Below are 14,002 nucleotides of genomic sequence, written 5' to 3'. Positions count from 1 at the left end.
GAGCCTGTTCAACTCCGCCCAAGCCGATGAATAGCTATGCCGCGAAGGCGTGCTCCGGGGCGCCGAAGACGGGACGCCTGATGGTGCGCACGATCTGGCCGCCCGCCACCATGGACGAACTGTCCAGCGGCAAGGCAGTCTGACAGAACGCGCACTCCGCGAGCATCCGTCCGATATACCAATGGGTGCGCCCGCAGCCCGGACAATGATTGGTCTCCTGTTCGCGATAGACGATATGGTAGCCCCGCTCTTGGGCCCGATGGACGATGCACTCGCCGCGCGCTTCCATTATGCTGGTCGCCATTGACTGGCTCCTTTCATACTACTTGAAGGCACAACGTGCGATGTTTCGCATAAGTTTCATGACACTGAGGGGGCGGGGCGCTCGACGACGGCGTTTGCCCCTTCGCTGACCCTCTCGTTCACCATCCCGAGCCGCGGCGATCAGCCGTTTCCCGAGGGCGACGAACCGAAGCCCTCACGGCCAAATATATTTGCTTAACCACGATCAGTCCGCTTGGCCGGACATCGCCGTGGCGCGATTTAATCCCTCCGAGGCTTGACTGCCGCGGATGGAAAGGCTTGCCGTCGGACTTCGGGATTGGGCGGAGAGATCGCTTGAGGATAAGCACGGAATGCGCGGTACGGCCGGCCGATGAACAATAGCATCGCCGCCGTCGGGCCGCTGCTCGGATATCTCGATCTGGCCGGCATCGCCGTCTTCGCCCTGTCGGGGGCGCTGGCGGCCGCAGCGAAGCGGCAGACGCTCGTCACCTTCCTCTTCTTCGCGGTCATCACCGGCGTCGGCGGCGGCACGGTGCGCGATCTCCTGATCGGGGCGCCGGTCTTCTGGGTCGGGAGCAACGTCATCCTGCTCATCTGCATCACGGCGGGGCTGATCGTCTGGTTCCTGCCCGAGCGCGTGTGGCGCGGCAGCGCACTGCTCTGGCTCGACGCCTTCGGCATCGCCGCCTACGCCACGTTCGGCGCCGCCAAGGGCCTCGCTTACGGCATCGCGCCGCTGCCGGCGCTGGGGATGGGAGTGCTCACCGCCTGCGTCGGCGGCATCATCCGCGACGTGCTGAGCGGCGAGCCGTCGATCCTGATGCGGCCCGAACTCTATGTGACCGCCGCGGCGCTTTCGGCGGCGCTCATGGTGGGGTTGCTGCTGCTCGGCCTGCCCAGCCCGATCGCAGGCGCGCTCGCGGCGGTCGCCGGTTTCGCCGTGCGCGGCGCGGCGATCCGCAAGGGCTGGTCGCTCCCCTCCTACCGCCGCTGACGCTCAGCCGGCGAGGAGGCCCGCCAGCCATCCGCCGAGCGTCGCCCGCTCGGCCGGCGGCAGCGGGGTCATCGTCGCCGGGCATTCCAGGCAGCGCGCCTGGATGGCGGACCCGGCGAGGATCTGCCGCATATCCCTTAGCGCGCGCATCAGCCGCCATTCGGGCGTCGCGGCGTGACGGCTGAACATATCGCGCGCGCCGGCGACCTCGCCGCCGCCGGCGGTGCTGGTGAACAGGGATTCGAAGAAGCTCGGCTCGCGCTCGAGCCACACAGCTTCGGCGGATTCCGGATCGAGCTTCGCGCGCCGCGCCGCCTCGGCGATGGCGTCGTCCAATGAGCCGAAGCCGTCGATCAAGCCGAGCTGGCGCGCGCTGCCGCCGTCCCACACCCGCCCTTGCGCGATCGCGTCGACCCGCTCCACCGGCATGTTTCGCGCCGCCGCGACCAGACCGATGAAGCGGCGATACGTGCTGTCGACGCCGATCTGGACGAGCCGGTCGGCATTGTCGGACGGCCCGCGCAATAGGTCGGGTTCGCCGGTGAGCGGCGTGGTCTGGACGCCGTCGACGCCGAGCCCAAGCTTTTGGAGCGCGCCCTCGAAGCTCGGCAGGATGCCGAACACGCCGATCGAGCCGGTAAGGGTCTCGGGCTCGGCGAGGATATGGTCGCCGGCCGTGGCGATCCAGTAGCCGCCGCTCGCCGCGACCGATCCCATCGAGACGACCACGGGCAGCCCCTTCGCCTTGGCGTCGAGCACTGCCTGCCGGATGCGCTCCGATGCCAGGGTCGATCCCCCCGGCGAATCGATCCGCACGACCAGCGCCTTCAGGTCGTTCTCGGTGAGGCCTCCGTACAGATTCTCCACGATGGTCTCGGCGCCCGCAGTGCCGAGCTCGGCCGGGCCGTCGATGATGCTGCCGGCGACCGTGACGACTCCGATCTGGCCGCTCGGGCTCCCCGCCGGATTCGCGCTCACCCAGGCGTCATAGTCGATCGCCTTGTAGCTGCCGGGAAGGTCTTCCTCATCGGCCCCGACCAGTTCGGCCATGCGCCTGCCGAAGGCCGTGCGGTCGCCGATCCTGTCGATCAGCCCGGCCGCCAGCGCCGCCTTGGCCATGTCTCCGTCGGCGGCGGCGATGCGGTCGACCGGGGCGCTCACATAATCGGTCAGCCGCGCCCCGGGACGCGCGCGCCGGACATCGTCCTGCCAATTCTCCCACAGCGCCCCGGCCACCGCCGCGGCGGCCTCGCGCGCTTCGGGCGACATGTCGGTGCGCGTGTACGGCTCGACCGCCGCCTTGTAGGTTCCGGCTTTGTAGACATTGGCGGTGACCCCCAATTTGTCGAGCAGGCCCTTATAATAAAGATTGGCTCCGCCCGGACCGGTGATGAGGACGCCGCCCAGTGGGTTGAGCCAGATTTCGGAGGCGTGGGCGGCGATCTGATAGGCATCGTCGCTATAGCCGGTGGCGTAGGCGATGACCGGCTTGTCGGCCCTGCGAACGGCATCGATCGCGTCGCCGATCCGCGCCAGGCCGGCCTGGCCGCCGCCCAGGAAGATGTCGAGATCGAGGGCGACGGCCTTCACCCGGTCGTCGGTCGCCGCCGTCTCCAGCGCGTGGACGACGTCGCGGAGCCTATATTCGCGTATCAGCGAGGATCCCGACACGATTTCCAGCGGATCGGTCTCGACCGGCTGCTCGACGATCGCGCCACCGAGGTCGAGCAAAAGGGCGCCCTCGTCGGCACTGCCGGCATAAGGCGTGGCGGAGAGCAAGGCATAGAGCAGGCCGAAGAAGAGCAGCATGAAAACGAGCACCAGCCCGTCCTTCACGCCCACCAGCAGCCGCCACGCCTTGCCCAGAAAACGCATGTTTGTCCCGTCCGAGATTCCGTTACCCGGCAGCTAGGCCACTCGCGGGAGCCTGTAAATGCGTCGCTCCGGCGAGACGCGGTTGCGCGTCGGAGGAAAAATCTGTCTGGGAGGCCCTTGACCCCCGACGGCCCCGGACTAAATCCGCGTCATTGGCACTCGCCCTTATTGAGTGCTAACAGGGTATTTAATCCGCGACCGGCCCGGCTGCTCCTTCGAGCGGCGGCGGCCGTCCACAGCAGAAAGGTGACGCATGAATTTTCGTCCGCTCCATGACAGGGTGCTCGTCCGCCGCGTAGAGGCCGAGGAAAAGACGGCCGGCGGGATCATCATTCCCGACACCGCCAAGGAAAAGCCGCAGGAAGGCGAAGTGATCTCCGTCGGCACCGGCGCGCGCAACGAGCAGGGGGAAATCCACCCGCTCGAGGTCAAGGCCGGCGACAAGATCCTGTTCGGCAAATGGTCGGGCACCGAGGTCAAGATCGACGGCGAGGATCTTCTCATCATGAAGGAAAGCGACATTCTCGGGATCGTCGGCTGACCAACCGTCATTCCAGCGGAAGCTGGAATCTCTTTTCTATTCAACAGTCAAGGAAGTGAGATCCCAGCTTTCGCTGGGATGACGCTTCAAAACAGAAGGAAGAAAACAAATGGCAGCGAAAGACGTTCGCTTTTCGCGCGATGCCCGTGAGCGTATCATGCGCGGCGTCGACATCCTCGCCGACGCGGTCAAGGTGACCCTGGGGCCCAAGGGCCGCAACGTCGTCCTCGACAAGAGCTATGGCAGCCCCCGCATCACCAAGGACGGCGTCACCGTCGCCAAGGAGATCGAGCTCAAGGACAAGTTCGAGAATATGGGCGCGCAGATGCTGCGCGAGGTCGCATCGAAGACCAACGACCTCGCCGGCGACGGCACCACCACCGCCACTGTGCTCGCCCAGTCGATCGTCCGTGAGGGCATGAAGTCGGTCGCGGCCGGCATGAACCCGATGGACCTGAAGCGCGGCATCGACATCGCCGTCGCCAAGGTGGTCGAGGATCTCAAGGCCCGCTCCAAGCCCGTCTCCGGATCCAACGAGATCGCTCAGGTCGGCATCATCTCGGCCAATGGCGACACCGTCGTCGGCGAGAAGATCGCCGAGGCGATGGAGAAGGTCGGCAAGGAAGGTGTCATCACCGTCGAGGAGGCCAAGGGCCTCGAATTCGAGCTCGACGTCGTCGAGGGCATGCAGTTCGACCGCGGCTACCTCTCGCCCTACTTCATCACCAACCCGGAGAAGATGCAGGTCGAGCTTCAGGATCCCTACATCCTGATCCACGAGAAGAAGCTCTCCAACCTGCAGGCGATGCTCCCGATCCTGGAAGCCGTGGTGCAGTCGGGTCGTCCTTTGCTCATCATCGCCGAGGACATCGAGGGCGAGGCTCTCGCCACGCTCGTCGTCAACAAGCTGCGCGGCGGCCTCAAGGTCGCGGCGGTCAAGGCGCCGGGCTTCGGTGATCGCCGCAAGGCGATGCTCGAGGACATCGCGATCCTGACCAAGGGCGAGATGATCTCCGAGGATCTGGGCATCAAGCTCGAGACCGTCACCGTCGGCATGCTCGGCCAGGCCAAGCGGATCACCATCGACAAGGACAACACGATCATTGTCGACGGTGCCGGCGAAGCCGACGCCATCAAGGGCCGGGTCGAGGCGATCCGCCAGCAGATCGAGAACACCACCAGCGACTATGACAAGGAGAAGCTCCAGGAGCGCCTTGCCAAGCTCGCCGGCGGCGTCGCCGTGATCAAGGTCGGCGGCTCGTCCGAGGTCGAGGTCAAGGAGCGCAAGGACCGCGTCGACGACGCTCTCCACGCCACCCGCGCGGCGGTCGAAGAGGGCATTGTCCCCGGCGGCGGCACGGCTCTCCTTTACGCCACCAAGGCGCTGCACGGCCTCAACGGCCTCAACGACGACCAGACCCGGGGCATCGACATCGTCCGTCGCTCGCTTCAGGCGCCGTTGCGCCAGATCGCCGAGAATGCGGGCCATGACGGCGCCGTCGTCGCCGGCAAGCTGATCGACGGCGAGGACCAGACGCTCGGCTTCAACGCCCAGACCGAGGTCTACGAGAATCTCGTCCAGTCCGGCGTCATAGACCCGACCAAGGTCGTCCGCACCGCGCTCCAGGACGCGGCGTCGGTCGCGGGCCTGCTCATCACCACCGAAGCGGCGGTGAGCGAGCTGCCCGAAGACAAGCCGGCCATGCCCATGGGCGGCGGCGGCGGCATGGGCGGCATGGGCGGCATGGACTTCTAAGTCCCGCCGACCAGACCCACGCAAGAAGGGCCGGGGAGGCGACTCCCCGGCCCTTTTTTTGCTCGTTTTACTGGCTGTTGGTCGCAGCCTCGTCCGCGACCAACACGTCACCAGTCTCCGCGGCGGACTCGGGAGCCGCCATGTTTCCTTCGCCGGCCGCGGCGGCGTCGAGCATCGCGGCGGCCTCGTTCAGCGCTTCATTCTCCTCGGCGCTGAGGCCGCTTCCCGCGTCGCTGTCGCATGCCACCAGCAGCGCCAGCGCCGCCCATCCCGCCACCAGTCTCATTCCAGCCCTCCGCTCGATTCAGGCGCGCAAGCCTAAGCCGAACACGGACAAAAGAAAGGGGCCGCGCGCCTCATGGCGCGCGACCCCGATTCTATCGCTGCGAGAGAGAAGCTTACTGAGCGTTCGCTTCGACCGCATCGGCGGCGTTCTCGACGGCCTCAACCGTGTTCTCGGCGGCAGCGGCAGCATTGTCGAGCGCGGCGTCGGCGGCGTTCATCGCGGCCGCATCGGTGGCGGCGCCGTTGACGTCGGTCAGCGCGGCGTCGGTGGTCGCGTCCATGTCGGTCACGGCGGTGTTGGTGTCGTTGGCGACTTCGTCCGAGGCGCCATTGCAGGCGGCGAGACCGAGCGTGGCAACGGCGGCGATCGTCAGAGCAATTTTCTTCACGGGCAATTTCCCTCCCTATTGGGGTAATCGTTCATGCTGGGCGAGGCGCCGGAGGACTGTCCTCCATGCATTCCAGCGGTGGGGCGGTCTAGTGGAGGCACAGCAGTATGTCTACTGTTTTAGTTGTTAATCCCCTCCGCTTACCGAATCCTCCCTAAGCACATTTGAAGGAAAGATGTCCAGTAAGGCCGTTTCGGGCCCGGAAGGGCTTTCCTCCGGCCGGATGCTGTCCTTGGGAACCTGATCTTCCTGTTCCGGCGCCGCCTCCGGCTGGATCGAATCCTGCTCCAGCGCCTCGTTCAGCAACCGGTCTTCCTCCTCAGGCGACAGGGTGGCGTCTCCCCCTTCCTCGTCGCGTATCTCCGCGTCGCGCCGCTGGAAATAGGCCGACCGCGCGGTTGCATAAGGATCGGCACTGGTTTCGAGCACCGCATCCGCGCCGCCTTCGATCAGCCCCGATCGCCCGTCCAGGACCCGGGCGCCGGTGACGGCATATTCCTGGGTGCTCGACAATTCCTGATTGAGGACGATTCTCGCGGGGTCAGCGACCAGCTGAACGGCGGTCCCGACCGCGTCGCGCACCGTCGACGGTCCGAGCAGGGGGAGGACGAGATAGGGACTTTCCTTGGCGCCGGCGACCGCGAGCGTCTGGCCGAAATCCTCTGGCGTCGCCGGCAGGCCGAGATCGGTCGCATGATCGGCCAGGCCGCCCACCCCGATGGTCGAGTTGATGAGGAACCGGCCGAGCGAGTTGAAGGCGCGATCCGGCTTGCCCTGGAGCAGATTATTGATGAACGAGAAGGGTTCCGACAGATTGGCGAGCACCCGGCCGAGTCCGCGCCGCGCCGGTTTCGGCGTGACTGTCCGATAGACGGTCGTCGCCGGCTTGATGGCGACCGTGTCGACGGCCTGGTTGAACGCCCACATGCCGCGATTGAATCCTTCGTAGGGATCTCTTTCGGCAAGCGGCCCGCCGCTCCCCGTTGTGGCGCAGGCGCTCAGCGTCGCCACCATAAGAAGAGCTAGGATCGCGCGCATATTGGGCACCTTTCTCGCGTCGGCGGGGAGCTAAAGCCGTGCCACAGCGGCCAAAGTGCAGCAAGGTCACAAGCAGCTTGACCGTCATATAAAGATATCTTTATATCCTTAACTCGATGTCCAAGGCGCCCGAAACCTTCCGCTCGCTGGCCGATCCGACGCGCCTCCGGATCCTCGGCCTGCTGCGCGCGATGGAGCTGTCGGTGGGCGAGTTGGCGCAGGTGCTGGGGCAGAGCCAACCCCGGGTCTCGCGCCATGTGAAGATATTGATCGACGCCGGCCTCGCCGAGCGCCGCAAGGAGGGGAGCTGGGTGTTCCTGAGTCTGGGCGCGGCGGAGCGAATCGATCCTTTGTTCGCTTTGCTCGACGGCTGGTCCGCCATTGACGGGGAGGACCCTTGGGCGCTGGCCGACAAGGCGCGGCTGACGGCGGTCAAGGCCGACCGCGCCGCCGCGGCGGAGCGCTATTTCGCCCAGCACGCTTCGGAGTGGGACGAGCTTCGTTCGCTGCACATCGCCGAGAGCGAGGTGGAGGCGGCGATCGCGCGCGCGCTCGGGAAACGGCCGGTCGGCCGGCTGGTCGACATCGGCACCGGGACCGGCCGGATGATAGAATTGTTCGGCCCCGCCGCCAACAGCGCGCTCGGCATCGACCGCTCTCCCGAGATGCTCCGCCTCGCCCGCGTCAAGCTGGGCGAGGCCGGAATCCCCGCGACCGAGCTGCGTCAGGGCGACATGTACGCCCTGCCGCTCCCCTCCCAATGCGCGGACACGGTCATTATCCACCAAGTCCTCCATTATGCGCAGCAGCCGGCTGCTGCCATCGCCGAGGCGGCGCGGCTGCTCGCGCCGGGCGGGCGGCTGCTCGTCATCGATTTCGCGCCCCACGACCGCGAGGAGCTGCGGACCCGCGATGCTCATACGCGGCTGGGCTTCGCCGACGACGCCGTGCTGAAATGGATGGACGCCGCCGGACTGGTCGGGCGCGTGGTCGAGAATCTGGAGGGCGGGGAGCTCACCGTCACCATCTGGGAAGGCATGCTCGCCGAGGCCCGGCTCAAGGTGGTGGCATGAACGATCTCGCGCCCGCTCTGGAACGCACCGGCAGGCCTTTGTTCGAGAACGTCGCCGGCGACATCGCCGTCTCGTTCGAATTCTTCCCGCCCAAGACCGAGAAGATGGAGCAGACGCTCTGGGAATCGGTCAAGACGCTGGAGCCGCTGGCGCCGCGCTTCGTCTCGGTCACCTACGGTGCCGGCGGCTCGACCCGCGAGCGCACCCATGCCACGGTCGAGCGAATCGTCCGCGAAACCTCGCTCGATGCCGCCGCGCATCTCACCTGCGTCGAGGCCAGCCGCGACGAGATAAACGAGGTCGCGCGCTCTTATTGGGCGGCGGGCATCCGGCATATCGTCGCCCTGCGCGGAGACCCGCCCGAGCAGGGCAAGAGCTTCGAGGCGCGGCCGGACGGCTATGCCAGCGCGGTCGAACTGGTGAAGGGCCTGAAAGCCATCGCCCCGTTCGAGATTTCGGTCGCGGCTTACCCCGAATGCCATCCCGAATCGCGCAACAGGGCGGCCGATCTCGACAATCTGTGGCGCAAGATCGACGCCGGCGCCGACCGGGCGATCACCCAATTCTTCTTCTCGCCCGACTGCTTCCTACGCTTCCGCGATCAGGCGGCGGCGATGGGCATCGACGCCGAGATCGTGCCCGGAATCCTCCCCGTCTCCAACGTCGCCCAGACCCGCAAGTTCGCAGCGATGTGCGGCGCCACCATCCCGGCCTGGATGGACCGATTGTTCGAGGGGCTCGATAACCTCCCGTCGGCGAGGGCGCTCGTCGCCGCCACGGTCGCCGCCGAATTGTGCGGCCAGCTCTACGCCGGCGGCATCCGCCATTTCCACTTCTACACATTGAACCGCGCCGAGCTCGCTTATGCGATCTGCCATCTGCTCGGGCTCCGGCCGAAGGAACAGACGAGTGACACTCGCCGAACAGCTTAGGGCAGCCGCGGCCGACCGCATCCTCATCAAGGACGGCGCCTTCGGCACCCAGATCCAGGACCGCAGGCTGAAGGAGGCCGATTATCGCGGCGCGTTCGCGCTCGGCCGCGACCAGAAGGGCAATAACGATCTTCTCAACCTCACCCGGCCGGAGCTGATCGGGGAGATCGTCGACAATTTCGCGCTGGCCGGAGCCGATATCCTCGCCACCAACAGCTTCAACGCCAACCGCATCAGCCAGGCCGATTACGGCGCCGAGGCTCTGGTCGGCGAGATCAACGTCGCCGCCGCGCGGATCGTTCGCGAGACGGCCGACCGGCTCGCGCAAAAGGACGGCCGCAAGCGCTATGTCGCCGGCGCGCTCGGGCCGACCAACAAGACCTTGTCTTTGTCCCCCGACGTCAACGATCCCGGTTTCCGCGAGATCGACTTCGACACGTTGAGCGACGTCTATGTCGAGCAGATCGAGGCCCTGGTAGAGGGCGGCGCCGAGATCGCGCTGATCGAGACGGTGTTCGACACGCTCAACGCCAAGGCGGCGATCCATGCCGCCCGCCGCGTCGATCCGGACCTGCCGATCATGCTGTCGATGACGATCACCGACCTGAGCGGTCGCAACCTCTCTGGCCATTCGATCGAAGCCTTCTGGGCGTCGGTTCGCCATGCCAAGCCGCTGTCGATCGGGCTCAACTGCTCGTTCGGCGCGGCCCAGCTCCGCGCCCATGTCGCCACCCTGTCGGCGGTCGCCGACACCCTGATCATGGCCTATCCCAATGCAGGCCTGCCCAACGATCTCGGCGAATATGACGAATGCCCGCATACGACCTCCAGCCAGGTCCGCGAATGGGCGAGCCAGGGAATCGTCAACATCGTCGGCGGCTGCTGCGGCACGACCCCGGAGCATATTCGCGCGATCGCCGAGGCGGTGCGTCCTTTCGCCCCCCGCCAGCTTCCCCCCCCGCAACAGCGGACGCGTCTTGCCGGCATCGAGCCGATGATCCTCGCCGCATAGAACAATGCACGCAAACCGCCGCTCGCCCTGAGCCTGTCGAAGGGCTGCTCTTCTCCTTCCAGATCGGAGCAGAGCAGGGCTTCGACAGGCTCAGCCCGAACGGAGAATGGAACTGATCCACACATTATGACCCAGCAGACCGCCTCTTTCGTCAATATCGGCGAGCGCACCAACGTCACCGGCTCCGCCGCCTTCAAGAAGCTGATCATGGCCGGCGATTATGCCGCCGCCGTCGAGGTGGCGCGCCAGCAGGTCGAGAATGGCGCGCAGATCATCGACATCAACATGGACGAGGGCCTGCTCGATTCCGAAGAGGCGATGGTCACCTTCCTGAAGCTGATCGCCGCCGAGCCCGACATCGCGCGCGTCCCTTTCATGATCGACAGCTCCAAATGGAGCGTGATCGAGGCCGGCCTCAAATGCGTGTCGGGCAAGCCGATCGTCAATTCGATCAGCATGAAGGAGGGCGAGGCCGAATTCCTCGCCCATGCGCGGCTGTGCCGGGATTATGGCGCCGCAATCGTCGTCATGGCCTTCGACGAGGTCGGCCAGGCGGACACCAAGGAACGCAAGGTCGAGATTTGCGAGCGGGCCTATAAATTGCTCGTCGCCGACGGCTTCCCGCCCGAGGACATCATCTTCGATCCCAACATCTTCGCCATCGCGACCGGGATCGACGAGCATCGCCGCTACGCGCTCGACTTCATCGAGGCGGCCCGAGAGATTCGCGCCCGCTGTCCGCACGTCCATATTTCGGGAGGCTTGTCGAACCTTAGCTTCTCGTTCCGCGGCAACGAGCCGGTGCGGCGCGCGATGCACTCGGTCTTTCTCCTCCACGCCATTCCCGCCGGGCTCGACATGGCGATCGTCAATGCCGGCCAGCTCGATGTCTACGACACGATCGATCCGGAGCTGCGCGAAGCCTGCGAGGACGTCGTGCTCGACCGGCGGGACGATGCCACCGAGCGGCTGGTCGCGCTGGCCGAGCGCTATCGCGGGTCCGATCCGGTACAGGAAAAGGCCGCGGCCGAATGGCGCGGCTGGCCGGTCGCGAAGCGGCTGGAGCACGCGCTCGTCAAGGGCATCGACGCCCATGTCGTCGCCGATACCGAGGAAGCGCGCCTCAAGGCGAAGCGGCCGATCGACGTGATCGAAGGCCCGTTGATGGACGGCATGAACGTCGTCGGCGACCTGTTCGGATCCGGCAAGATGTTCCTGCCGCAGGTGGTGAAGTCCGCGCGGGTGATGAAGAAGGCAGTCGCCCACCTCTTCCCGTTCATCGAGGCGGAGAAGGACGAGAACGCCAAGGGCAAGGGCCGGATCGTGATGGCCACCGTCAAGGGCGACGTCCACGATATCGGCAAGAACATCGTCGGCGTCGTTCTTCAGTGCAACGGGTTCGAGGTGATCGACCTCGGCGTCATGGTGCCCTGGCAGGACATATTGACCGCGGCCAACGAGAATCAGGCCGACATGATCGGCCTCTCGGGCCTCATCACGCCCTCGCTCGACGAGATGGTGACGGTCGCCGCCGAGATGCAGCGGACGGAAATGACGCTGCCGCTGCTGATCGGCGGCGCCACGACCAGCCGGGTCCACACGGCGATCCGAATCGCGCCCGCTTATGAGGGGCCGGTGATCCATGTCCTCGACGCCAGCCGCGCGGTCGGCGTCGCCTCGGCTTTGGTCTCGGACAATCAGCGCGATCCGCTCGTCGAGACGACGGCGAAGGATTATCAGGTCATCCGCGAAGCCCGCGCCAGCAAGGGACAGAACAAGCTCTCGACGCTCGAGGAAGCGCGCGCCAACGCCTTCCCGTTCGATCCCGAAGGAATCGCGCCGGCGCCCCGGCAGCCAGGTGTCCACCGCTTCGACGACTGGTCACTGGAGGATCTGCGTGCCTGCATCGACTGGACGCCCTTCTTTCGCGCGTGGGAGCTGGCCGGCAATTATCCGGCGATCCTCGACGATCCGATCGTCGGCGAGAGCGCGACCGGGCTGTTCGCGGACGCGCAGGCGATGTTCGACAGGATTATCGCCGAAAAATGGCTGACCGCCCGGGGCGCCGCCGCCTTGTGGCGCTGCCGGCGGGAGGGCGACGACATCCTCGTCACCGCCCGCAACGAAGAGGTGCGGTTGCCGATGCTGCGTCAGCAGGTGAAGAAGCGTGAGGGCCGGCCGAACATGTGCCTCGCCGATTTCATCGCGCCGCAGGGCGAGGACTGGATCGGCGGGTTCGCGGTCGGCATCCACGGCATCGACCAGCATCTTGCCCGATTCAAGGCGGACAATGACGTCTATTCCGACATCCTCCTGAAGGCGCTGGCCGACCGCCTCGCCGAGGCGTTCGCGGAGCGGCTCCATCAGCACGTCCGGACCGACCTTTGGGGCTATGCGGCCGACGAGACGCTGACCAACGAGCAACTGATCCGCGAGGAATATAAGGGCATCCGTCCGGCGCCCGGCTACCCCGCCTGCCCGGACCACAGCCTGAAGCCGATCCTGTTCGACATGCTCGGCGGAGTCGATGGCGAGGGACCGGCAGGCATCGTGCTGACCAGCGGTCTCGCCATGGTGCCGACGGCTGCGGTTTCCGGTTTCTATTTCGGCCACCGCGACGCCGAATATTTCGGAGTCGCCCGCATCGATCGCGACCAGCTCGAGGAATATGCGGACCGGCGCGGCTTCACTCTCGCCGAAGCGGAACGCTGGCTGCGGCCGAATCTGGATTGATCGTTCCCCTGTGCCGGTTCGGGGCAGTGCCCGCATTAACCGTCATTCGCTCTCGACTCCCCGGCGTTTGCCGGGTCACCCTTTGCGTATGAAAGCCGCAATCGCACTTGCCGGGCTGGCGCTGGCCGCGCCGCTCGCAGCCCAGGCCGGCGACGCGCCCTTCTTCGTGCAGGAGAAAGGCAAGGGCTATGCGAGCCTGCAGGGCGCCGTCGATGCGATCGGCGGCGGCAGCGGAACCATCCTCATCGCGCCCGGCACCTATCGCCAATGCGCCGTCCAGGAGGCGGGGCAGGTCGCCTATGTGGCGCGCGAGCCGGGCAGCGTCGTCTTCGATGGCGGCATCTGCGAGGGCAAGGCGGCCCTGGTGCTGGGCGGGCGCGCGGCGCGGGTCGAGGGTCTGGTTTTCCAGAATATGCGCGTTCCGGACCGGAACGGCGCCGGCATCCGCATCGAGCAAGGCGACCTCATCGTCTCCGAATCCCTGTTCCGCGACAGCGAGAATGGCATCCTTTCCGCAGAGGATCCGTCGGGCACGGTGCGCATCGACCGGTCGACCTTCTCCGGCCTCGGCGGCTGCGAGGAGGATCATGGCTGCTCCCACGGCCTCTACATCGGCGATTATGGCGAGCTCATCGTCACCCGCTCGCGCTTCGAGCGCGGCACCGGCGGCCATTATGTGAAGAGCCGCGCGCCGCGAATCGAGGTAACCGGATCGAGCTTCGACGACACGCAAGGGCGCGCCACCAATTACATGATCGACCTGTCCAACGGCGCCACCGGCGCGATTTCCGGCAACGTCTTCGTCCAGGGCCGGGACAAGGAGAATTACAGCGCCTTCATCATGGTCGCCGCCGAGGGGGCCGAGCATGACAGCGCGGGTCTGGCCGTCACCGGCAACAGCGCCGCTCTCGCCTCCGGCGTCGAACGGTCGACCGCCTTTGTCGCGGACGAGAGCGGCGGGACGCTGCGGATCGAGGACAACCGGCTGGGCGCCGGCATCGCGCGCTTCGAGAAAAGGTAGAAGCGCCGGGACCATGACCGGACTCAAAACAATGCTATAGACGCGTCCATGAATCGGGACGGATCGAC

12 protein-coding genes and 1 pseudogene are annotated in these 14,002 nt (G+C 66.2%); 8 read left to right on the top strand and 5 right to left on the bottom strand.

From position 1 onward, the window contains the following. Positions 1 to 34 precede the first annotated feature (34 nt). Entirely contained in the window at positions 35 to 304 is a 270-nt protein-coding gene (locus tag ACFQRC_RS08190; RefSeq protein WP_379959883.1) for a hypothetical protein, read from the bottom strand. Positions 305 to 655: 351 nt separating this feature from the next. On the opposite strand from ACFQRC_RS08190, the gene ACFQRC_RS08185 reads away from it, so the two are divergent. Beyond that, positions 656 to 1,279, top strand: coding sequence for a trimeric intracellular cation channel family protein (locus ACFQRC_RS08185; RefSeq protein ID WP_379959881.1), 624 nt, complete (start codon positions 656 to 658; stop codon positions 1,277 to 1,279). A 3-nt stretch (positions 1,280 to 1,282) separates the two neighbouring features. On the opposite strand, the gene sppA is transcribed toward ACFQRC_RS08185, so the two are convergent. Next, entirely contained in the window at positions 1,283 to 3,154 is a 1,872-nt protein-coding gene (sppA, locus tag ACFQRC_RS08180; RefSeq protein ID WP_379959879.1) for a signal peptide peptidase SppA, read from the bottom strand. A 253-nt stretch (positions 3,155 to 3,407) separates the two neighbouring features. Between sppA and groES the strand changes: the two genes are divergently transcribed. Further along, the gene (gene groES / locus ACFQRC_RS08175; protein WP_379959876.1) at positions 3,408 to 3,695 is read left to right on the top strand and encodes a co-chaperone GroES; all 288 of its coding nucleotides are present in this window, start codon (positions 3,408 to 3,410) and stop codon (positions 3,693 to 3,695) included. Between the two features lie 109 nt (positions 3,696 to 3,804). Then, complete coding sequence (gene groL, locus ACFQRC_RS08170; protein ID WP_379959873.1) at positions 3,805 to 5,451, top strand: chaperonin GroEL; 1,647 nt, start codon at positions 3,805 to 3,807, stop codon at positions 5,449 to 5,451. Positions 5,452 to 5,518: 67 nt separating this feature from the next. Here the strand turns inward: groL and ACFQRC_RS08165 are convergent, their stop codons facing one another. The 3 genes from ACFQRC_RS08165 to ACFQRC_RS08155 form a co-directional block, all read right to left on the bottom strand. Then, entirely contained in the window at positions 5,519 to 5,737 is a 219-nt protein-coding gene (locus ACFQRC_RS08165) for a hypothetical protein (protein WP_379959871.1), read from the bottom strand. Between the two features lie 112 nt (positions 5,738 to 5,849). Continuing rightward, the gene (locus ACFQRC_RS08160) at positions 5,850 to 6,125 is read right to left on the bottom strand and encodes a hypothetical protein (protein WP_379959868.1); all 276 of its coding nucleotides are present in this window, start codon (positions 6,123 to 6,125) and stop codon (positions 5,850 to 5,852) included. Between the two features lie 126 nt (positions 6,126 to 6,251). Further along, entirely contained in the window at positions 6,252 to 7,163 is a 912-nt protein-coding gene (locus ACFQRC_RS08155; protein WP_379959865.1) for a VacJ family lipoprotein, read from the bottom strand. A gap of 116 nt (positions 7,164 to 7,279) precedes the next feature. Here ACFQRC_RS08155 and ACFQRC_RS08150 point away from each other — a divergent pair, with 116 nt between their 5' ends. The 5 genes and pseudogenes from ACFQRC_RS08150 to ACFQRC_RS08130 all read left to right on the top strand — a co-directional run bounded on the left by ACFQRC_RS08150 (position 7,280) and on the right by ACFQRC_RS08130 (position 13,934). Further along, positions 7,280 to 8,236, top strand: coding sequence for an ArsR/SmtB family transcription factor (locus ACFQRC_RS08150; RefSeq protein WP_379959863.1), 957 nt, complete (start codon positions 7,280 to 7,282; stop codon positions 8,234 to 8,236). After that, entirely contained in the window at positions 8,233 to 9,168 is a 936-nt protein-coding gene (gene metF / locus ACFQRC_RS08145; RefSeq protein WP_379959861.1) for a methylenetetrahydrofolate reductase, read from the top strand. Before ACFQRC_RS08150 ends, metF begins: the two co-directional genes overlap by 4 nt. Continuing rightward, positions 9,146 to 10,180: a homocysteine S-methyltransferase family protein gene (locus tag ACFQRC_RS08140; protein ID WP_379959859.1), complete on the top strand. Its 1,035-nt coding sequence runs from the start codon at positions 9,146 to 9,148 to the stop codon at positions 10,178 to 10,180. The genes metF and ACFQRC_RS08140 overlap by 23 nt, the downstream gene beginning before the upstream one ends. A gap of 135 nt (positions 10,181 to 10,315) precedes the next feature. Next, a pseudogene (gene metH, locus ACFQRC_RS08135) lies at positions 10,316 to 12,913 on the top strand (methionine synthase); the annotation flags it as partial. 88 nt (positions 12,914 to 13,001) lie between these two features. Then, positions 13,002 to 13,934, top strand: a complete 933-nt coding sequence (locus ACFQRC_RS08130; protein WP_379959856.1) for a right-handed parallel beta-helix repeat-containing protein — start codon at positions 13,002 to 13,004, stop codon at positions 13,932 to 13,934. Positions 13,935 to 14,002: the final 68 nt, after the last annotated feature.

This window comes from Enterovirga sp. GCM10030262 (assembly GCF_042666435.1).
Taxonomy (GTDB): domain Bacteria; phylum Pseudomonadota; class Alphaproteobacteria; order Sphingomonadales; family Sphingomonadaceae; genus Allosphingosinicella.
This window is presented reverse-complemented; position numbering and strand designations above follow the sequence as displayed.